Annotated in this window: 13 protein-coding genes; 3 read left to right on the top strand and 10 right to left on the bottom strand. The window is 52.9% G+C overall.

Translation table 11 applies throughout. The features are described 5' to 3' along the window. Positions 1-85 precede the first annotated feature (85 nt). Positions 86-1,621 (bottom strand): extracellular solute-binding protein, encoded by a 1,536-nt coding sequence (locus MHI43_RS08405; RefSeq protein WP_036666144.1) that lies wholly within the window; start codon positions 1,619-1,621, stop codon positions 86-88. Between the two features lie 210 nt (positions 1,622-1,831). Then, complete coding sequence (locus tag MHI43_RS08400) at positions 1,832-3,370, bottom strand: extracellular solute-binding protein (protein WP_036666146.1); 1,539 nt, start codon at positions 3,368-3,370, stop codon at positions 1,832-1,834. 198 nt (positions 3,371-3,568) lie between these two features. Here MHI43_RS08400 and MHI43_RS08395 point away from each other — a divergent pair, with 198 nt between their 5' ends. After that, positions 3,569-5,881 carry an AraC family transcriptional regulator gene (locus MHI43_RS08395; RefSeq protein ID WP_200868633.1) on the top strand — a complete coding sequence of 771 codons (2,313 nt, stop codon included), beginning with the start codon at positions 3,569-3,571 and terminating at the stop codon, positions 5,879-5,881. Positions 5,882-6,026: 145 nt separating this feature from the next. After that, on the top strand, positions 6,027-7,601 hold the full coding sequence (locus MHI43_RS08390; RefSeq protein ID WP_036666147.1) for an FAD-dependent oxidoreductase: 1,575 nt from the start codon (positions 6,027-6,029) through the stop codon (positions 7,599-7,601). Between the two features lie 78 nt (positions 7,602-7,679). On the opposite strand, the gene MHI43_RS08385 is transcribed toward MHI43_RS08390, so the two are convergent. Further along, complete coding sequence (locus MHI43_RS08385) at positions 7,680-8,387, bottom strand: 4'-phosphopantetheinyl transferase superfamily protein (protein ID WP_081746368.1); 708 nt, start codon at positions 8,385-8,387, stop codon at positions 7,680-7,682. Between the two features lie 184 nt (positions 8,388-8,571). Here MHI43_RS08385 and MHI43_RS08380 point away from each other — a divergent pair, with 184 nt between their 5' ends. Beyond that, on the top strand, positions 8,572-9,333 hold the full coding sequence (locus MHI43_RS08380) for an aminoglycoside adenylyltransferase domain-containing protein (protein WP_036666148.1): 762 nt from the start codon (positions 8,572-8,574) through the stop codon (positions 9,331-9,333). A 23-nt stretch (positions 9,334-9,356) separates the two neighbouring features. Here MHI43_RS08380 and MHI43_RS08375 read toward each other — a convergent pair whose 3' ends face one another. The 7 genes from MHI43_RS08375 to MHI43_RS08345 all read right to left on the bottom strand — a co-directional run bounded on the left by MHI43_RS08375 (position 9,357) and on the right by MHI43_RS08345 (position 21,753). Next, complete coding sequence (locus tag MHI43_RS08375; RefSeq protein WP_139083963.1) at positions 9,357-9,464, bottom strand: YjcZ family sporulation protein; 108 nt, start codon at positions 9,462-9,464, stop codon at positions 9,357-9,359. Positions 9,465-10,350: 886 nt separating this feature from the next. Beyond that, a complete protein-coding gene (locus tag MHI43_RS08370) occupies positions 10,351-15,000 on the bottom strand; it encodes an S-layer homology domain-containing protein (RefSeq protein WP_036666151.1) in 4,650 nt (1,549 codons plus the stop codon). A gap of 124 nt (positions 15,001-15,124) precedes the next feature. After that, positions 15,125-16,657 (bottom strand): extracellular solute-binding protein, encoded by a 1,533-nt coding sequence (locus tag MHI43_RS08365; RefSeq protein ID WP_036666153.1) that lies wholly within the window; start codon positions 16,655-16,657, stop codon positions 15,125-15,127. Between the two features lie 283 nt (positions 16,658-16,940). Beyond that, positions 16,941-17,858 carry a carbohydrate ABC transporter permease gene (locus MHI43_RS08360; protein WP_015734115.1) on the bottom strand — a complete coding sequence of 306 codons (918 nt, stop codon included), beginning with the start codon at positions 17,856-17,858 and terminating at the stop codon, positions 16,941-16,943. A gap of 16 nt (positions 17,859-17,874) precedes the next feature. Then, the gene (locus MHI43_RS08355; RefSeq protein ID WP_015734114.1) at positions 17,875-18,843 is read right to left on the bottom strand and encodes an ABC transporter permease subunit; all 969 of its coding nucleotides are present in this window, start codon (positions 18,841-18,843) and stop codon (positions 17,875-17,877) included. Between the two features lie 997 nt (positions 18,844-19,840). Further along, complete coding sequence (locus MHI43_RS08350; RefSeq protein ID WP_036666204.1) at positions 19,841-20,038, bottom strand: hypothetical protein; 198 nt, start codon at positions 20,036-20,038, stop codon at positions 19,841-19,843. A 104-nt stretch (positions 20,039-20,142) separates the two neighbouring features. Further along, entirely contained in the window at positions 20,143-21,753 is a 1,611-nt protein-coding gene (locus MHI43_RS08345; protein ID WP_036666205.1) for a response regulator, read from the bottom strand. Positions 21,754-21,790 lie beyond the last annotated feature (37 nt).

The raw sequence follows: 21,790 nt of genomic DNA, 5'->3' as shown, positions 1-21,790 counted from the left end.
TGATCTCAGACTTCCTTTCTGCCCCGAAGCCTGCCGGAGAATGCAGCATTGCAGTCTCCGGCCGTTCGGGATGCTGGCATGTTCGTTATTTGGAAGATTCGTAGGAAACGTTGAACTCATCGATGATTTGCTGACCGCCGCTCTTTAGCCAGTTGTCCACGACGGCTTGGAATCCGGCCTCGTCCAGATCTCCGAGCATGAACCGATACGTGCCGTCCTTGATCATCTCCTGCAGCTGCACGCCCTTTTCGTTAAACGTCTTGGAGTCCAGGGAAGCCGAAGGATCCTCTATGAGGTATTCATTGTTCTCCACGATCATTTCCTCGGCCTTCGCTTTAACAGGCAGCATGTGCTTCGGCTCATAGAATCCTTCGATCGTTAGCGGCCCGCCTACCTGCATCGCTTGATAAGGCTTCACTTCACGATCGGTCAGCTTGGTGTCCTCCGAAGGAACGACCTTGCCTTCCTCCAGCTGGTGGTGCTGTCCTTCCACTCCCCAATAGATCAGGTTGCCGAGCTCAGGGCTCATCAGCTGATCCATGAAGGCAAGCACTCCTTTCAGTTCTTCCTCCGATTTGATGGCTGTTTTCGGAAAGAGTATCACCGAGCCGTAGCCGGGAACCGACCAGATTCCAAAACCGTTCGGTCCTCCCTCGATTTTATTCTGAACATCGAGCTCCGCATCCGGATTCACTTCGACGACCTTGGGATGAAGGCTCGATACGTCTCCCATCGCTCCGATATAAACGCCCGATTTGCCGGTAATGAACAAATTTTGCTGATCGGTTTTGCTGGTTACCGGGAAATCCTGATTGATCAACCCTTCCTGATGAAGTTTCTTGAAGAATTTCATCGTCTCCATATATTCGGGGAACATGAACTCGGGGGCCAGCTTGCCGTCCTTCTCGCCCCAGTTATTCGGTGTCCCGAGCCATGAGCTTACCGTTTTGAATGCCCCGTAGATCAGGTCGTTCCGGTCCGTCAACGGAATCGTGTCGTCTTGGCCGTTGCCGTCAGGATCCTTTTCCTTGAACTGCTTCAGCATATTATAGAACTCGTCAATATTGGTCGGAGCGCTGAGCCCAAGCTTGTCGGCCCAATCCTTGCGATAAATGATGCCTTGGCGCGACAAAGGCACTTCACGGTATAACGCATAGATTTTGCCGTCCACCGCCGTGTTTTTTAACACATCGGGTTTCAGCTTGCTGAGGTTCGGGTATTGATCCAGCAGCGGCCCGATTTCCCAGAATTGCCCGTTGCGGATCGCGTCCCGCATATTCACTAGCGAAGCGGCATTCTTCAGATACGTCACCTGCGGCAGCGTTCCGGTTGCGAAGGATGCATTGACCTTTTCGTCGTAAGTGCCGTCCGGCACCCACTGAATGTCAAGCTTGGTGCCCGTTTTCTCTTCGAGCAGCTTCTCAATCATGTCGGAAGGAACTTCAGGGGTGTGGAGGTTGGCCATGATAGAGATGGCAACCGGTTCGCTTGGTTTCTCGCCTTGCGCCGGACCTCCATTTGTGCTGCCGGTTGCTGCAGGGGCGGAGCCGCCTCCACAGCCCGCCAACACGGATAAAGCGGTTACAATTGCCAGGATGGTACTGGCTTTTTTCTTCTTCATCATCTGACCTCCGTTATAATTGGGTTAGGGACTGACAAGAAACAGCTTAGATGACGGAAGCTCGGTGCGTATATAATCCTTCGATTGGATATGGGGAGTTCGGCCGCGCCCGGCATAAGGAGCCGGGGGAATCAAATCTAATGATTACATAGGCAATGGGATCACCAGGCAAGGCACGGCAACAAAAAAACCGCCGGGGAAATCAATCCCCTAGCGGTATTTCTCATGCAGATACGGTCCCACCGTGCTTCGATACGAAGTTTCATATTCCTCGATAATCTGGCTGCCCCCTTCTTCAAGCCAACGGTCGATCTCCGCCTCGAACCCCTTCTCATCGATCATTCCCAGCATGAATTGATAGGTGGCGTCACGCATGCGTTCATTCAATCGGACGCCGATCTCGTTATACAGCGGAGATTCCAGCGGTGCGGTAGGATCATAGATGAGGAAGCTTTCATTATCATAAATCAGCCGCTCGGCTTTATCCTTGACCTTATTCGTGTTAACCGGCTCCAGCATGCCCGGGATGGTACTGAAGCTTCCCGCCATCAAAGCCTGGTAAGGCTTCACGTCCTTCTCCCTCAGTTCAAAAGCATCCACCGCCACCGCTTTGCCATCCTGTACGGTATAGTGGGTGCCCTCGATTCCCCAATACATCAGGTTGGCAAGCTCGGGACTCATTAGCGCATCATAGAAGGAGAGCACATTCTTCAATTCCTCTTCCGTGGCGATCGCGGACTTCGGAAACAAGATAACCGTTCCGTATCCCTGCGAAGCCCATATCCCGAACCCTTCCGGCCCGCGAACCCGATTCTGAACATCGAGTACGGCCTCAGGGTCATTCGCCAGCAGCCTCGACTGCAGGGACAGGACGTCCCCCATCGCGCCGATATAGACCCCGGCTTTCCCCGTAATGAACAGCTCCTGCTGGTCCGTCTTGCTGGTAATCGGAAAATCTTCATTCACCAGTCCTTCGCTATGCAGCTTCTTAAAGAATCTCATCGTTTCCATATACTGGGGAAAGACGAATTCCGGCTGCAACGAATCGTTGTACCATCCCCAATGATTCGGCGTTCCGTAATAGGAACTGATCGTCTTGAAAGCCCCGTAAATCAAGTCGTTGCGGTCCGTTAAGCCGATGGTATCATCGATGCCGTTGTTGTCCGGATCGTTAAGTGTAAACCCTTTCAGCATTTCGTATAAATCGTCAAGCGTTTCCGGCGCCGGAAGCCCCAGCCGATCCGCCCAATCCTTCCGGTAAATGATGCCCGAGCGGGCCAAGGCACGCTCCTGATACAGGCTGTACAGCTTCCCGTCAATAGCGGTATTCCTTAAAACCTCGGGCTTCAATCGCTTTAAATTCGGATAGCCGTCAAGGTACGGGCCGATTTCCCAGAACAGCCCGCTTCGTATTTCATCCCTGAAGTAGGACAAGGATGCGGCATTCTTGAGATAGAGGACTTGCGGCAAGGTCCCTGTCGCAAGCGCTGCAAACACTTTTTCATCATAACTGCCGTCCGGCACCCACTGGATGTCCAGCTGAACGCCCGTTTTTTCCTCGATCTCTTTCTCGATCCGATCGGATGGAATCTCGGTGGTGTGCAGGTTGGCCATCATCGAAATGCGGGTACTGCGTTCAAAAGACGCATTTCCGCCATCCGCCCCCGATGAGCGGGCCATGGTGATGCAAGCAGCCGATACCAATAGGATAGCGAGCGTAAGCATAACATAGCTTGACAGACGGGTCATCAATCCGTTCTACCTCCGTTCCCCCATGTTTCTTGCGGATCCCAAGTGACTGAGACGATCATATCATATGTACATCTTTTTTCATGACAAACCAGGATGATCAAATCCAGTGATTATTCATTTTGAAATGATTATTGAATGTAACGGGGGTTGCCCATACAATGATTATACACTTTGTTAAACAGGAAGGTGTACCTATTGCATCCAAAAAGTAGCTTTTATTCTAAAATGGTCCTGTTCGGCTGCTTCATCAGCATCATTCCTCTTGTGGCCCTCGGCTTCTTCTCGTTCATGAAATCATCCACCTCCGTGCAAAACCATGTCAACAGCAGCAACATCCAGATCATGAATCAAACGAACAGCAATCTTGAACAGGTGCTGAGGACCGTAGACTATACACTGAATTACGTCATCAATTCCAACATGCTGCAAAGCGCCTTATATCGTCCCCTGTCCTATTATGACTTCCAGCTGTATAACAAACTGAGAGAAGAGATGAGTCTGCTGCAGTCTCCCGAAACCAAAGTAACGGACGTCATTCTTGCGAATGCGACAAGCAACTGGCTGATCAATAACCGGGGCATGTACGAATTTAATGAATACGCTTCCAAAGAGACGCTCCTGAAGCTTCTCGAGCTGCAAGGAAACTCCAATTGGATGATGCTGGAGACCGAATCCCTCGGCTCCAGCGATACGCTCAGTTATGCCTGCCCTTATACGATCGCCCTTGTGAAGAAAATGCCGCTCTCCTCCTCCAGCGCCCGGGGCGTCGCGCTTGCCACCATTCCCAGCTGCAGTCTTGCCGCCATGATGGACAGTCCTTCCGAATCCCGGGAGGTCATGGTGCTGGACCACAATTACCGGATCGTTGTGCATCCGGAGCAAAGGAAACTAGGACTATATCTGACCGATACCGGGTATGCGGAGGCGGAGCTGGACCATTTTGACAGCAAATCGGGGCAGTTCGAGACGAAGATCGACAACAGGCAAGTGTCGGTGACGTACGTGCGTTCGGATTTTAACGGCTGGCTGTATGCCTCCTTCACCGAAATGTCCGCCATCACGAAGGAGTCCCGTTCCATCGGCTGGTTCACGCTGTATATCTGCCTGCTGATGATCGGTTTCAGCGTCCTGATTGTATGGCTTGGAACGCGGAAGATGTATACGCCCATCCGTCACATTTTCGAAAATATCGTGGAGCGTCTCCCGGAAATCCAAGCGAATAAAAAGAACGAGCTGCAAGTCATCGACGAACATATCCGGGATATGTTCAATTCGAATACCAAGCTCCGCAGCGAGCTTCGGCAGACGAGCCAGCAGGTGCGCACCTTTTTCCTCCATAAACTGTTCCTGGGCAAGATCAATCCGCCCGAAGCGATGGAACAAATCGAGATGTTCGGCTTCAAGGAGCAAGTATCCGCATGGGAACAGCTGGCGGTCTTCACCCTCCAGATCGACATGCTGGACGAAACCCGCTATGAACGCAAAGACCGGGATTTGCTGCTGTTTGCCGTGAACAATATCATCGAGGAGATGATCCCCTCCTCCCACCGGCTCCCCTCCGTCATTATCGACCTTACGCAGGTTACGCTCATCGGACGAGGCGACATCACGCCTGAGGCATTCAACGATTATGTGTATACCCTATCGGAGGAGATCCAGAAGACGACGCGAAGTTTCCTGGACCTGGAGGTCAGCATCGGCATCAGCCTGCCTTACGACAACCTGTCCAAAACGTCGCGCGCCTACCAGGAAGGGCTTGAAGCCCTGAAACACCGCATCAAGCTGGGAACCGGCGTCATCGTCCCTTATTTCAGCCTGAACTCCGGCAAGCATACCCGGGTCTACTTCTACCCGATGCAGGTGGAGAACGAGCTGATCGATGCCATCAAGCTGGCTGACGAGGAAAGGGCCGTGGAGCTTCTGAGGCAGTGGCTGGACGAGGTGTTTCGCAAGGACCGGACGCCGCATGAGTATCAAATCTCGCTCATCCGGCTGTTGAATGACCTGATGATCGTGATGCAGGAGAACGGGATCATGCTGGAGCAGCTCGACATCCGGGACAGCTCCCTCGTGGAGGAGCTTCTTCGGCTCTATACCAATCCCGATATCGAGAGCTGGTTCAAATCGCGGATCATCCGGCCGATGGTGAGTGTTTTCCGGGATCGCCAGGACTCTCAATACCAGAATCTCTCCGAGCAGATGATCGAGATGATCCGCAAGGAATTCGACCGCAACATTACGCTTGAGGAATGTGCTTCGCGCCTCCATTACAACAATTTTTATCTAAGCAGCGTGTTCAAGAAAGAAACCAACATGTCCTTCAGCGAATACCTGTCCCAATACCGCTTCAAGATGTCCAAGAAATGGCTTGTCGAAACCGATATGCCCATTAAGGATATTGCGGAGAAGCTGAGTTACAACAATTCGCAGAACTTTATCCGGTCCTTCCGCAAGCTGGAGGGGATGACGCCCGGGCAATATCGCAGCAAATACAAAACCGGACCATAAGCCTTGTAAAACGGCATCAGATTACCAAAAAAGGTCACCTGTGTCCCGTACTTTTCCTGAGGATGAGCATCTACAATTAGAATAGTCACTTTTTGTGCTGATTGTTGATCATTTACGAAACCATCCCAAAAGGAGAATCTGTGCCATGATACGAGAAATGCAGGCCGATATCGTCATTCTCGGCGGCGGGACAGGAGGAACAGCCGCTGCGCTTGCCGCCGCCAAATCAGGAAAATCCGTCATCATGACCGAGGAAACGACTTGGATCGGGGGACAGCTGACCAGCCAGGCGGTTCCGCCCGACGAGCATCCGTGGATTGAATCCTTTGGCTGCACGCGCAGCTACCGGCAGTTCCGCGAAGGCGTCCGCCAGTACTATCGCGATAATTTTCCCATGACGCAAAAGGCCAGATCCAACGTGCAGCTGAATCCCGGCAGCGGCATCGTCAGCCGGCTGTGCCATGAGCCCCGCACGGCTCTCGCCGTGCTGCACCAAATGCTGGCCCCGTACATTCACAGCGGGCGGCTGACGATCCTGTATCAATATGCGGCGGAGTCTGCCGACGTTTCAGGGGATCGCGTGGACAGCGTAACCGTGCGTCATCTTGAAACCGAGGATCAAATCGTCCTCCGCGCCCCGTTCTTCGTGGATGCCACCGAGCTCGGGGATCTGCTTCCGCTGGCAGGCATCGAATATGTCACCGGTGCGGAGTCCAAATCCCAGACAGGGGAGCCGCATGCCGTCGACGGCGATCCGCTGCCGCAGGACATGCAGGGCTTTACGTATTGTTTTGCCGTCGACTATCTGGAGGGTGAAGACCATACGATTGAGAAGCCTGAGCTTTATGATTTTTGGCGGGAGTATAAACCCGATTTCTGGCCGGATAAGCTGTTAAGCCTGAGCGCCGTCAAGCCGTCGACGAATGAGCCGATCGAGTATGAGATTTTCCCGGGACACGGCAAGTTCCCGCTTTATCAATACCGTCAAATCCTGGACCCGAAGCATTTTGCCGAAGGTACGTTCGACAGTTCGGTGTCGCTTGTGAACTGGCCGCAGAACGACTACTGGCTGGGTTCCATTATCGATGTGCCGAAGGAAGTGGCCGACCATCATATTGATCAAGCCAAACAGCTCAGCTTGTCCCTGCTGTACTGGCTTCAAACCGAGGTGCCCCGGCCGGATGGCGGACAGGGTTATCCCGGACTGCGTCTGCGTCCCGATGTGGTTGGAACGGAAGACGGAATGGCCATGTATCCTTACATCCGTGAGTCGAGAAGAATTCAGGCCGAGTTCACGGTCCTGGAACAGCATGTGGCAACCGAATCGCGCCCTGACGGCCTTGCCGAAACGTTCCACGATTCCGTCGGCATCGGCTGTTACCGGATCGATTTGCACCCGAGCACGGGTGAGCGTCCTTACATTGATATCTCTTCCCTGCCATTCCAAATTCCGCTGGGCAGCTTAATACCGAAGCGGATAAAGAATGTGCTGGCGGCCAGCAAAAACATCGGGGTCACCCACATTACGAACGGCTGCTACCGGCTGCATCCTGTAGAATGGAACATCGGCGAGGCCGCCGGATACTGCATCAGCCATTGCCTGGATCATGACATTCTGCCGACGGACGTTCGGAACGACGAAGATAGACTCGCCAGCTTCCAGCAGAAGCTCGTAAGCGAAGGCATCGAGCTGGCATGGCCGGCACTCCGGCCCGTCTGATTCGCCGCCGCTATAGAACCGCTGCAAAAACCAGCTCAAGGACTACGCCCTGAGCTGGTTTTGGTGTTTCCTTCCCTTTTATAACTCATCAGCCGTTATGTATTGAATCTGCTCGGGGAAATGGCGGTCCATGCTGCACACCGACAGCTTGTACCCTTCTTCCAGCGCATACTGCTTAAAGTAGTAGGTTCCTCCGTTCTCGCCAGCCACGGGTGCCCACTCCCATTCACCGCCTTGCCGCTCCATTACAAAAGAATCCAACGGCAAATGCAGGCCTTTGCCAACGGCCTTGATGTAGCTTTCTTTTAGCGTCCATAAATCAAAGAAGCGGAAAAGCCGTTCGGATGGAGGGCAGTTTAGCAGCGCGTTAAACTCGGTTTTATGGAAATAGCGTTTGGCGATATCCATATCGATGTTCTCCATTTTCTCGACGTCGATCCCGACCGGCTCATAGCCGACGGCGCACACGACCCACTGCCCGGAATGGGAGACGTTAAAATGCAGGTTATCATGATCCTTCAAGAATGGTTTGCCGTAAGCGTTTCTGATGATTTCCATATTCATCCGTTCCCGTCCCAGCTTATCCCGAAGCATGCGATGGGCTAAGGCATCGCCAAGCACCGAACGCTGGTAATCGCTCGCCCTTCTGAACTTGGACACATACTCCTGTCGGTCAGGGGACAGCGTCTGGAATAAGGCCCGAAACGTTTCGTCGCGGATATGATCCGAATTCCGGATCGCGTATACCTCCACAGCGCTTGTATGATTCTCATTAAAAGTGCCCATAACTCCGCCCTTTCTCTAAACATAGTCCCGTGTTCACTTCGATATGTACGTTCCGTTCCCCTGCTTCTTTCCGCCCTCCTGCTGCCTTTTCCTCATATACGGGGGAAGGAATGATCATTGACAACGGAAAGACCACCCTACCATAATGGATAAAAATATCGTTTAAATGAAGGTGGGGGTTCGATTGGACACGCAATCGGTTTTGGATCAAGCGGTGGACTTGTTTACGGAGGAGCTGGGCAGCCATTTGGTCGGCGTTTACTTGCATGGTTCCTTGGCTATGGGCTGTTTCAACCCGGAAGCAAGCGACGTGGATCTGCTGGTCGTGGCAGCAAGGCAGCCGTCCCGGGATCAATTAAGGCGGCTTGCCAACAAACTCATAGCCCTCCACGATGGAATGGCCAATCAGCAGGGATTGGAACTGAGCCTGGTCCTGGAGTCCAGTCTCCGGGAGCTCGTTTATCCGCCACCATTCGAATTCCACTACTCCGCCTTCCATCGCGAGAGGTATCTGGCCGATGACGATTACCTATGCGGCGGATTCCAAGACGCGGACCTGGCCGCCCATTACACCGTGATCTATCATCGGGGCATTGCACTGTACGGCAAACCCGTTCGCGAGGTCTTCCCGCCCGTGGACCGTTCCTATTACGTCCAAGCCGTCCTCGAGGATGTAGAGAGTGCGGTACAGGATATTACCGCCTCTCCTGTGTATTACACGCTGAACCTTTGCCGGGTGCTGTACTATCTGAGGGAAGGCGTGGTGTCCTCCAAAAAAGAAGGAGGCGAATGGGGGCTTCGCGCACTTCCCTCGCAGTATCACCCGATGATCGAGCATGCCCTGCATCAATATACCGGCGGAGCCGGGAAACCCGCGGAATCCGCACCGGATGGACTCGTCGCGTTTGCCGGCGACATGCTGGAGCGAATCCGAAAGGCATTATGATTGACGAGGATGCTCACCATGACTTAAATCCAAAAGGTGCTTAATACAATCACCAACAGGATAAACAATACCAGAACAATGCCCACCGAAGATCCGTACCCGCCGCCGTAGCAGCATTTGTCGTAGCTCATCGATATAAACCTCCTTGTGTGATGGTATGGTACAGTTTATGTAAACGGATGCCCTTAGACAGGGCATTTCGGCAATGATGATCAGAATGTGCATTAGTCCAATATCCATGGCATACCATGCCAAGCCTCCTGCATGCACGAAGCAGGTTTCGGTACATCCGCTCACCTCCTATTTATTGGAACTTTGTACAGATTCCAGCGTACTATTTACTTTAAGAAGCTGATCTGATTCTGAAGCGAGGTGCTTAATATGAAAAAATTCAGGTTTGGAAGATCCCGTATAGAAAACTGGGCAAACATCGTTACCCTCATATCTGATACCGTGTTATATATCCCGCGACTGATGATGAAGCTTTTCAACTGATGGCTGGGTCGATAGCCGCCGCGATGCACTTATACCCCACTTAGATTTAGAAAGTCTATTAAATCTCACGATCAAACAGGGGGGAATCGGTTGAAGCTTATACTCAAACTGTATTCGGAATATTTAATTATCCCGCGTCCTTTTCGTTTATTGATTCTGTGGGGTTGGATCATATTATTTATGGCTGTTGGAATTAGATTTAATTGGTTCTTCTAGGAGAGTTTCTTATGGATAAATTAACGATCATAATGGTTAAGTCTCTGGCCGTTGTTATATTCATCCTTCTATTTATCGGTGTTTTCTTGCTCGGCAGATTTGTTGGTAACGCAACTCCTTGGTACGTAACAACCTCCTTCCTGATACTGTTGATTGTTAGATGGGTTTACTTAAGAATAAAGAATAAAAAATAATCACTACCGATACGGATGGATAATCTATCCGTATTTAATAGGTCGTTACTTATGTGCGACTCCCTGGTACATAACAAAGACCCGTTCGATAGGATCGAACGGGTCTTTGGCTTTAACGGTTAATAAATTCTGCCATTTGCAGCATTCTGGTTAATACGACCGCACCTTCAGCACGGGTGGAATGTGCCTTTGGAACGAACTTGTCAGAAGAACGTCCCTCCATCAGACCTGAATGGACGATGGCCGACACGGCCTCTTCGGACCAGGATGCGATGCGGTCACGATCCTTGAACCCTTCCAATATGGAGCCGGAGTCTCCTGTCTCCAGATCCTTGCCGGCAAGCATCAGCGCCCGGAGCAGCAAGACACTCATCTGCTCACGGGTAATCTCCTCGTCCGGACGGAATGTGCCATTGCTGAAGCCTTCGATCAGCCCATTCTCCACAGCCGTAGCGACAGCGGACGCAAACCAATCGTTTGCCTTCACGTCCTGGAAGCCCGTGTCGGCTCCCTGATCCTTCAACCCGAGCGCACGGACGAGCATGGCCGTGAACTGTGCTCTCGTGATCGGCTCGTTCGGACCAAAACGCGTATCGCTCAGTCCTTCAATCAATTTTTTCGAGGCCAGCAGCGATACATCCTCGCGGGCCCAATGACTGCTTAAATCCTCAAATGTCTTCGCATGGGAGACAACGGAATAAACCCCGCTCTCCCTCCATTTGAACTCCGCTTGGGAGGTACCGTTCGATGTGCGAATGAGCGCCGGTACGAAGACCAGCTTGCCGGATGCCGGATCCATCCGCAGCACCGTCGTTTGGGATGGACTGGCGACACGGGATAGAACCTTCGTAAACTTAGCGTAAGGTCCTTTCAGTGCCGGAAGTGTCGACAACTTGTCACCTTGCTTCCACGCCAAGGTTATGGCAAGCGATGCATCCAGCATGGAGGCTCCATCCTCCAGTGCTGCCTTCATCCGGTCCTCTTCTTCTTTCGAAGCAAACCCGACGCGGATCTGCAAGCTTTCCGCCGTCCCTCGCTGCTGCATAGCTTCCGTCAGCGACTGGAGCGGAATTTCCAATCGGCCTTGGGAGGATTCCAACACGATGGAGCCCCCCGGCAGGTCTTTCACGGCGGCGCTCAGCCCTTGAACCGGCAAGTGAAGAACGACGGAATCCGAAGCGTCGGTTACCGTATACGTAAGCAAGCGTGAAGCCGCCGGCAGCTTGCTAAGCCGTGCCACATCATCGAGCAAAGACTTCTCGTTTGCATCCGCTATGATGACCGTCCTGCCGTCCGGTGCCGTCTCTTTCTTGATGTTCAAGCGCTCGGGTTCGGTCGGTTTTGGAGGTGGCGGCGTCGTTCCTCCACCCGGTGAACCGGATCCTCCGCCCGGAGTTCCCGGATCGGATCCGCCGTCTCCCGTAGAAGTCCGGATGACCTCAAACGTCTTGCTGTTTGTTTTGAAGTCGTCAACGAATACGTCCACGGTGATCGAATTGGCCCCCGTTTGCAGCGGCACGTTCGCTGTAAATTCACCTTTCGCCGACAGGGTCGCATCGGCACCGTTCACCTTCACGGCCGCTTGGCCGGGTCCGAGAACTTCGACCAGCCCTGTCAACGCAAGCTGGCTGGCGCGCGTTTCCTTGCCTTCGTCGTCCATCAGCCCGCTTAATACGGCCGAACGAACCTGGTCGCCCGTATTGTAAGCATTGGCCACGAGCTGGCGGAGCGTTCTTGTGCCTGACGGATCCAGAGCAGAAATGACAAAACCTCCCGCAGGTATGACGCTGTTATTCTCTTCCGGGGCTCCCCAGCTCCAGTTGATCGCTTGGTTCCGGTTGACTACGCGCGTCACGTGACCCGAGTTATCCACAACCACTTCAACCCCGAAGCGGTTCGTGCCCGTGGAGTATCCAAAGGCTTCCGTCATCACGTTAACGTTGCCCTCGATCCGGTTGATATTATAGAAATTGCCTTCAAGGAACGAATTCGGGCTTCCCGGCAAGCTCATGCCGAGCTGGTAGTCCTTCACCCACTCCTTATCTTGGAGAGCGGCAGCCGCGATCGGCCAGTTGACCTGGGATGCGTCAAACAGCATCAGGCCGTTCGTGGACTTCAGCCCCGCCTGGAATACTTCGCGTTGGACGGCCGGCGCCTGCACGTTGTTCATGGCAATGCCTGCATACAGCGGAATTTCCCCGTTCGTTACGATATTGCCAAGCGTAATGTATTTCTGGATTTCCTGACTGGTCGTTTGATAAGCCCCGATCATCAGAAAATCCAAATACTCGATGTATCCGGTTTGGTAATATTCCTCCGTATACACCGACTCGTCCGGCATGCCGAGTGCGGGATTGAACCGGAAGTTCTTGCTGCCCCAGTTGACGCCGTTTAGATAATACGTCTCATACCAGGATCCTACATAAGAGGATACCTCGATCTTTCTGCCTTCTGAGACTTCATAGGAATCCACCAGCGCCTTCACTTCGCCGAAGAAGCTCTGAATCGTGCCCGAGCGGAATTCCCACCAGTCCTGAATCAGCGGGCCGTATACCCTTACATTGTTTTCATAGGAGAAGATATCGTTTGGCCAATTGACAAGCTGCTTGCCCCGGGCCTGCAAAAACTGCTCGAATTTCACGCGGGTTTCGTCGCTGAAATCGGCCCCTTCGTTGTCATACCGGCTGCGGTCATGTACAACCCCGTCCACGTCGTAATTCTTGATGATTTCCTCGAACGTTCTAAGCTGGTAATCGCGGACCTCGTCATTGGACGGGTTGACGAAAGCTACCAGGCCCTGCTTTTTGCTTTCGCGCAGACGCTTGATCTCGCCGTTGTTTTCAGGGAAATACACGCGTTCTTCCCAGTCGAGGTGGTCGTTCAGAACCGCATACTCGTTATGGGCGATCGATCCTTCGGCAAACACGTTGATCGCCGCATGGATCTCTAATCCCAGGGCATGACCATGGTCAATGAACTCCTGCAGCAGGTCCAGATCCGGACTTGCCCCCGCCTTTTCGGGTGCCTTGATCTCGCTGACGTAAGGTCTGCCCGTCAAATCGTTCTTTTTGTACGAAACATAGCCTTCAACGCCCTTCACGTCAAACGCGACCGAAGTCACGCCCGTTTCCTTGGCTTTTTGCAGAAATGCCAAAACATCCTCGCTGGTTTTGAACTTTCTTGCATTGGATGCCTGGTCCACCCAGAGAATGACTTCTTTTTCCGGAGAAAAACCAGGTCTGGCAAACACGGCCAAATGACGCACATCCTGCTCGATGTCATTCTTCATCACTTTCACTTCGATATAGTTGGTACCGTTCGTTAACGTATAATTATGAGTGAAGGTGCCATCCGCTTCAAACGGAATCTCGTTCCCGTTCACCAGCAGCTTGATCGCCGCAACATCGTCTATGTTGTCAATGCGCCCCGTGATGGCAGTGCTGCCTTCCGTTACGGTGTACATCGTCTGATTATCGAGCGTGAGCCGTGCAATAAGGCCGTTGCCGCTCATGATGTCGCGCACCTGAACCACTTCCCCGTTCTTGCGCAGCTTGATCATGTCGCCGACCTTGAAGTTCTCGGCCAAATACCGTTTGATGTTGTTGCCTGCATAGCTGTTGTCCTGTGCCATCAGCACATAACCGCCTTCGGGTATTTCAAGATCGGTCGGACCGGTCCACACCGGAGGCTTGCCGTTGATCGAAGGATTGACCACCAGCAATACGCGGTTGTTGGCATCCACCTGCACGGCCACATTGGTCTTTGGAATCGTGATGGAGCTGCCGTAATCTCTCGTAAATACCGCCACGATGTTCGGCACGCCCGTGACATCCTTATCGACGTAATCCAGCTTCTTGCGCGGACCTTCGATGTCGATCGTAATATCCTTCGGTGCCGCTTCTACTTCAATATAATCCTGGTTCTCGATCGGTTCGTACACGATGTTCAGCGTTTGGGCGGCCAATTCGCCGTCTCCCTTAAACAGCTTTACCTCAGCCGCGTTCGGACCCGGCTCCAAATACACATTCGTGCGGAACACGCCATCCGCCGTAAGCGCTGTTTCATCGCCATTGACGGTCACGCTTAAATCCAGGTCCGCGGCATAGTTCGCCACAAAACCCGCAATCTCAATGACCGGGATATCCACGGTCGCATCGTTTGGCGTAAGCAGATGCAGCTCCGGCGGCAGCGGATCCGGCCCTGGCCCCGGCTGATCCGGCAGGAAATCGGCTGCTTTCACTTCGACGCCCGCGCGCATCAGCTTCACCGAATCTCCCGTTTGGTTTTGATTAAAGAGAGGCTTTTGAAAAGCGGATTGCTCCCACGGAAGCGTGCCGCCTGCCACGACGACATAACCGCCGGCCGGAATCGGCAGCAGCGTGCCCGGATCCCAGGCAGTCGGAGGATCGGCGTCCGGTCCGAGAATGTCCAGCACTTGACCGCCGGCATCCACCGAGACCGCGACATGAAGCGTAGGCACCCATACCTCATTGGTGTACACGGAGCCCGTAACCGAAGCACCGCTCGTGTACAGCGCCAAGTAGTCATTTTTGCTCTCCAGCGCGTCGCCTGCCACGTTGATATCCGTGAATTCCAGACCGGTTCCGCCTTGGGAGACCAGCGTAACCGGTTCGGGAACCGCGCTTTGAGCCGGGGGAATTTCGTTATCCGCGAACGCGGAAGAACCAATCGGCACGATGAGCGATACGATCAACGACAAACTGAGGAGCAGCGCGATCCGCCTGCGAAATAAACGATACATCAAGGAATACCACCCTTCTTTTATTCAGAATGAACGATCACGTGAATATAAATTCAACAGTCACCCCCTTTACGAATTTTGAAAAAGCAGCTGCTTGCGCAGACTGCTTTTTCGTTTAGGTCATTTACTTCGTGGATTGAAACCATTCATTTGCTGCGGTCACCATATCGGCTCCACCTTCGGCTCTCCATTGAGCCAGGAATTGATCGTAAGCATCAATCGGCTTCGCTCCGGAAATGAATTGCAGCACATTGTCATCGAGCATGGTCGTCAATTTCAGCAGGTTTTTGGATACGGCTTCAATCGGCGGTGCCGTTGACATCGGATCCACAACGATGATGCCTTCGGCATTCTTCTGGAAGGCTTCGAAATGCGCTTGCAGAATCGGATCTTTACGTACGCGTGCCTGCCAGTAGATCGGGTATTTCTCTTCGTCTACCCCTGTCAGGAAGCTGCTTGCATTACTCAATTCATCATTGAAAATCGGCAGAATCGGATAGTATTTTTCGTCTTTCACTTCATAGTGGACGCCTTCTTTACCCAGCGCGATGCCTTTGAAGGTCTCCGGCTCCATCTTCGCGTTCAGGAACTCCATGGCGGCTTCCTTGTTCTTCGAGGATTTCAGGATGGCTACATACCAAGTGGTGTTCGCTTTCGCTCCGACCACGGCTTTGCCGTCCTTGCCTTTCAGATAAGGAATGATGGACGTTTTGGCATCCGGGAAGTTTTTCTCCAGTGCGGCAATCGTCGTGCCTGCGTTCCACCATGCCAGCTTATACATCGCCGCATTGCCGCCCGAGAATTTCTCGATGGACTTTTGCGCGGTATTGATCGGCGTTTCGGTGTCTAGCAGACCCTCTTTGTACAGTTTGTTCATAAAGGTGATGTATTCTTTCATTTCCGGCTGCTCGGCACGATGCACCAGCTTGCCGTCAACCTCTTTCCAATCGGTCAAAATGCCGAATGTCGTTGCGATGTCCCCATACAGGGAGTCCTTGCTCATGGTGAGAGGAATGACTTTTTTCTTCTCTTTGATCGTTTTAAGCACGTTGTACAGCTCATCGGCGGTCGTAGGCGTGGCCAGCCCCAATTCGTCCATCCAATCCTGTCTGACCACAAGCTCCTCCCCGATGCTTACGCCGGCTCCGGTTTCGGGAATGCCGTAGATCTTGCCGTCGATCGTTGCACTGCCGAAGGATTCCTGTTTAATGGACTGCTTAATATAGTTGCCGTGGGATTCCAACAGCTCATCGATTGGCTCGAGTGCTCCCGCAGAGGCCAGATTGTAGAACTGGGCCGCATTCAATTTCACCAGGTCATAGTTATCTTTGCTGGATACGAGCAGGTTCAGCTTCTCGTCCGCGTTCTCGGCCGGCAGCAGCTCGTATTCCACGTTGAACCCGGTTCTTTCCTGGATGTACTTGGCCACGTATTCGGTCTTCGGATCAAACAATCCATATTGCATGATCATGCGCAGCCCCGGTTTTTCAGCCGTTGTGTCTTTGTTCCCGTCGTCTTTCGGGGTGCTTGCCGGTGTGTCCGATGGTTGAGCCGCCGGCGTGTTCGTTGTGCCGCCTCCCCCGCCGCCGCATCCGGACAGCGCCAGCGTGAATCCGAGAATCCCGGCCAGTACCGCGGATTTTTTAATCTTGATCATGGATAACCCTCCTTGTGATTGAGAAATTCAATGAATTCTGCCATCTGAGCAATACGAAGCGCATCACCACCTTTATAAGATAACCCCACAAAGCGGGGCCTTGCTCCGAAGTCCATTCAGGTACTTTGCGGGGACCCCGGAAATTATAATAATGTTAAGAAAAACGTCTATCGACGTACTCTAAGAAGATAGACCGCGTTTAGCGGTAGTTTTTCTTGCGATATTCAAGCGGCAGATCCTCCAAAGTTTATACTTTCTGATATCTTCAGAAAACCTGATGAATCTAGCCTTTTACCGAACCCACCAGCACGCCTTTGACAAAATACTTTTGCAGGAACGGATACACCAGCAAAATCGGGATCGTTGCCAGCAGGATCGAGGAAGCTTGTATGGACTGCGGAGTAGCGTTGATCGCGGCGTCTACATTATCCTTCAGGAAATCCCCGCTGGACGAAACCAACAGTTCCTTCAGGTACAGCTGCATCGGCTTGATCGCCGGATCGGTAATGTAGATCATCGCTGCAAAATAGTCGTTCCAGAAAGCGACCGCAAAGAACAATCCGATCGTTGCCATGACGGGGAGCGAGAGCGGCACGATGACCGATACCAAGATCCGGATATTCCCCGCGCCGTCCAGCTTGGCGGATTCCTCCAGCTCATCCGGAAGACCCTCGAAATAGTTTTTGATGATCAGCATGTTGTACACGTTCACCATCGCCGGCAGGAATAACACCGGGAAGGAGTTCACCAGATTCAAATTCTGCATGAGCAGGTAAGTCGGAATCAGTCCGCCGCTGAAGAGCATCGTGAATACGAAGATCAACAGAAGGCCTTTCCGTCCGCGCAGCCGGTATTTGGACAACGGATAAGCCGTCAGCGTGGTCAAAAACAAGCTGCAAGCCGTTCCGATGATCGTCAGAAAGATGGACACCTTGAGCGAATTCAAGAACATGGAATCCTGCAGCACGTACTTGTACGTTTCGAATTGAACCCCGACCGGAAGCAGCCCCACCTTCCCCGATATGACGGCCCCCTCGCTGCTCAAGGATTTGGCGATCAGGTTCAGGAAAGGCAGCAGGGTCGTTAAACCCATCACGATAAAGAACGTATAATTGAATACCGAGAAGCATTTTTCCGAGAACGACGTTTTGATGACACCTCGGGTGGTGTTAGTTCCTTCCAAAGCTTTTTTGTGATCCATTTGTGCCACCCTTTCTTTACCAGATCCCGCGCTGTAAGTATTTTCTGCTCATGGCATTGCCGATGATGACTAACGTGAACGATATCACCGCTTCGAACAAGCCGACCGCGGTCGAGAAGCTGTAATCCTGGTTGCCTAGGCCTTGCCGGTAAACATAGGTACCAATGACATCCGACACCTGGTACACCACAGGATTGTACATGACCAGAATCTGCTCGGTTCCCGCTTCCAGCACATTCCCCAGCCGCAGGATAAACATCAGGACAATGATTGGAGCAATCCCCGGCAGTGTGATATGCCACAGCTGCTTCCATCGTCCGGCCCCGTCGATCTTCGCCGCTTCATACAGCATCGGATCGATCATTGTAAACGCTGCCAAGTATACGATGGTGCTCCAGCCTGTTTCCTTCCAGCCGGCCGACGTGATCAGCACACTGCGGAACACGCTGTTATCCAGGAAGAACGCAATCTGCTCCATGCCCAGCGACACCAGCAATTTGTTGACGATTCCTCCATTCGTTGAGAGCAAATCGATAAACAATCCGCCAACGATGACCCAGGACAGGAAATGCGGAAGATAGATGACGGTTTGCACCGTGCGTTTAAATACCATATGCCTCAGCTCATTGAGCATCAGTGCGATAATGATAGGGAGCGGAAACAAGATCACGATTTTCAGGAAGCTGATGATGACCGTATTTTTGAATACCTGAGCAAAATCCGGCGACGTGAACAGCTTCTCGAAATGCTTCCATCCTACCCACGGGCTGTCGGCAAATCCGGTGAAGATGTTGAAATCCTTAAATGCGATCGTGATCCCGTACATCGGCGTGTACTTGAACAGTAAAATGAACAAAATGCCCGGCACGAGCAGCAGATAAAGATCCCACTCTTTCCATATATCGGACCCTAAACGCCCCCAATACCCTCGTTTTGGCTTCATCTCTCTATGCGGTGCGGGCGATGGTTCTAACGTGGGTTTCATCGACTCGTCTCCCCCTTTCTATTGATTCAATCTCCTTGGTTACTACAAATTGTAATTCCCTGCGCAGGGACTGAGTAGGCGAGGATCATTACTATTTATGGTAATCTGATGTTGTGTTGGGGCACGGACGTCAGTAATTATGCCATGGGGTTGCGGTGGGTGTTTCATGGGATGTTAACTTGTGATGATCGGCGAACCGTTGCCATCGAAATTCATAACTGAAATTCAAAGTATACACTGCCAAAAAAGAGGGTTGTACATCACTCCGCATGCGGATTGTTCTTCCGATCCCTGTTACCCCCGGATTTCATCCGAATGGATAGACAATGTGGAAATCCGGGGATAAAGGGGACCGCTGCCGCTTCTCCAGAACAATTCCGCCTGCTCCGTTGAAGCTGATTCAATCATGGCGTTGGCATTCGAAACACGGCAATGCCGTGCTTCGTCGTCAAGCGAGGCCTCCTCTGCTCCGCGAGCGTGGCCTCCATAGCCTCAACCATTCGCGCGGGTGATTACTTCCGCCCTGCCGATGGTTGGGGCTGGGGGTAAATGCAAACGAGCCGTTCGGGATGTATGCCCCGAACGGCTCGTTTGCATGGTTTATGTAACTGCGCACGCACTGCTGCGCTGCGCTTTGTCCCCTCCCCCATCCTAATAGGGGGAGGATGGGGGACCCACGCGGATCAGCGGAGCGGACGAATCGATTCCGGAAAAGCGTTAGCGCTCGCCCGAAAGTTTTCCAACGGAAAACTCCCATCGAAAGCATTGACTGGAGCCGAATTTCTTCCGCTGTAACATTCATTCCAGGAAATTCGGCGACAACAGCGATTGGAGGAACGATACGGCCGCGCAGCGGGCTTCCACATCTCTCCCTTCCCCGACCAATTGGGAGAGGATATGGAGGGGGGTGCCCCACGCGGACCAGCGGAGAGGGCGAATCGATTCCGGAAAAGCGTTAGCGGTCGCCTTTGGAGCCGAATTTCTTCCGCTGTCATCATCATTCCAGGAAATTCGGCGACAACAGCGATTGGAGGAACGATACGGCCCCGCAGCGGGCTTCCACCTCTCTCCCTTCCCCGACCAATTGGGAGAGGATATGGAGGGGGTTGGACCCCACGCGGACCAGCGGAGAGGGCGAATCGATTCCGGAAAAGCGAAGCGGTCGCCTTTGGAGCCGAATTTCTTCCTCTGTCATCATCATTCCTGAAATTCGGCGACAACAGCGATTGGAGGAACGATACAGCCGCGCAGCGGGCTTTCAGATGTGTGCAGCAGTGCCGTACGGCCTCTCCCATATCCTTATCCCTTGAACTCCCCCGGGTTCACGCCCCAATACTTCCGAAACACCTTGGTGAAGTAACTGACATCGCGGTACCCGACCAGCCGGGCGGCGTCGTATACCTTGAGACCGTCCTGCAGCAGCGACTTGGCCCGCTCCATTTTGCGTTCCAGCACGTAGGCGGAGAAGACGACCCCCATTTCCTGCTTGAACAGCCGGCTGAGGTAGGAAGAATTCACGTAAAGCCGGTCCGCTACCGTATGCAGCGTAATTTCCTGGTCCATCTCTTCCTCGAGCAGGTTCAGAATGTCCTTTACCACTTGATTGCTTGTCGTTTTCCGCTGTTCGCCCATAAACGTGATGATATGCTTCACCGTTCGCTCCAGGAGCGACCAGGTTTGCATTTTGGTGCTCAGCAGCTTGACGTTGTGGAAATATTCGATATCGTCGCCGACGACTCTTTTTACCGTCCAGCCCTGCTTCTGGATCATGCGGGTAAAGAAGCTGTTCATGTAAAGCACCGCCTCCTGGAATTCGTCCGAGGATTCGGACCTCGAGAAGGCTTCCTCCCATAATCCCTTCAGCGCCTCCAGCGCCTTCGTTTCATCCGCCGTTTCCAGCGCGATCTCCAGCGTCTTCTCCAGGTTCTGCTGCACGATCACACCCTGAATATCCCGCTGAAGCTGCTCCCGGTAAGGAATCGCGAGGTCGTGTCCATACACAACGCGCTCCTGAAGCGCCCGGCAAGCCTGCGCATACAATAGGCTCATCTCCTCGATCGTCCCGGTGGATGCACAGATGCCTGCGCTGGCCGTTATCTTCAGCACCTCCCTCGTTTGGGAGAGGAGCTTGGATACGTCCGCATTCAGCCGCAGCATGGCTTCCTTGGCATCCTGGCTTTCCTCCAGGATTAAGACCATCAGGAGCATATTGCCTGAATCCGTCGTGATCCAGAGCGATGGATGGGGCAGCAGCTCCTTGGCCAGGCACTGCATCGTAAACTGCAGCAGCTCGACATCCCCCCGCTGAAACCGGGTCTCGTTCTCCGGCAAGGGGTCCAGATCCACCACGGCGACGGCGATGCGGTCATTTTCCTTCAATGAAACATATAATTCCCTGCCCTTGGTAAGGACGTCCTGTTTTGTATATTTGCCGCTGACCCATTGGATAAAAAAGAGATTTTGCAGATGTGGCAAATTGTCCTTCCATTTCTGCTCCAAGGCCGCTTTGCGCTGCCACTGCTCCAAGTCCTCCCGCAGCTGTTGCCTCGCTTCAAGCACCGCTTCGAGAATGTCTTCCTCGCCGGCGGGCTTCAATAAATATTTGGACACCCCGTATTCCAGCGCCAGCTGCGCAAATTCAAAGTTGTCATGTCCGCTCAGGATGATCATTTTTGTCAATCGGCTGATGTCCTGCCGACTTCGCAGCTCGGCGAGGAGCGTCAGCCCGTCCATTTCAGGCATCTGCACATCGATCAGCATCATATCGGGTTTTTTTCGGCCTACCAGCTCAAGGGCTTCGATGCCGTTGGATGCCATGCCCACAACTTCAATCCCATGCTTGTCCCATGGGATATTGTAAGCCAGTGCGTTGCGCAGCCGGGGTTCATCTTCCACGATCATGAGATTCATTCGGTTTGTTCCCCTTTCGAGCATCTCTATATAAGTG

It is taken from the genome of Paenibacillus sp. FSL H8-0457 (genome assembly GCF_038051935.1).
GTDB classification, from domain to species: domain Bacteria; phylum Bacillota; class Bacilli; order Paenibacillales; family Paenibacillaceae; genus Paenibacillus_AQ; species Paenibacillus_AQ lautus_A.
Note: the sequence above shows the minus strand (reverse complement) of the source record. Positions and strands in the feature narration are given on the sequence as shown.

Bases quoted from the DNA above. Each gene is read 5' to 3' on its own strand.
- MHI43_RS08390 (WP_036666147.1), top strand. From the start codon at position 6,027: ATGATACGAGAAATGCAGGCCGATATCGTCATTCTCGGCGGCGGGACA.
- MHI43_RS08360 (WP_015734115.1), bottom strand. From the start codon at position 17,858: ATGGATCACAAAAAAGCTTTGGAAGGAACTAACACCACCCGAGGTGTC.
- MHI43_RS08355 (WP_015734114.1), bottom strand. From the start codon at position 18,843: ATGAAACCCACGTTAGAACCATCGCCCGCACCGCATAGAGAGATGAAG.
- MHI43_RS08350 (WP_036666204.1), bottom strand. From the start codon at position 20,038: ATGACAGAGGAAGAAATTCGGCTCCAAAGGCGACCGCTTCGCTTTTCC.
- MHI43_RS08400 (WP_036666146.1), bottom strand. From the start codon at position 3,370: ATGACCCGTCTGTCAAGCTATGTTATGCTTACGCTCGCTATCCTATTG.
- MHI43_RS08385 (WP_081746368.1), bottom strand. From the start codon at position 8,387: ATGGGCACTTTTAATGAGAATCATACAAGCGCTGTGGAGGTATACGCG.
- MHI43_RS08375 (WP_139083963.1), bottom strand. From the start codon at position 9,464: ATGAGCTACGACAAATGCTGCTACGGCGGCGGGTACGGATCTTCGGTG.
- MHI43_RS08365 (WP_036666153.1), bottom strand. From the start codon at position 16,657: ATGATCAAGATTAAAAAATCCGCGGTACTGGCCGGGATTCTCGGATTC.
- MHI43_RS08405 (WP_036666144.1), bottom strand. From the start codon at position 1,621: ATGAAGAAGAAAAAAGCCAGTACCATCCTGGCAATTGTAACCGCTTTA.
- MHI43_RS08345 (WP_036666205.1), bottom strand. From the start codon at position 21,753: ATGAATCTCATGATCGTGGAAGATGAACCCCGGCTGCGCAACGCACTG.
- MHI43_RS08370 (WP_036666151.1), bottom strand. From the start codon at position 15,000: ATGTATCGTTTATTTCGCAGGCGGATCGCGCTGCTCCTCAGTTTGTCG.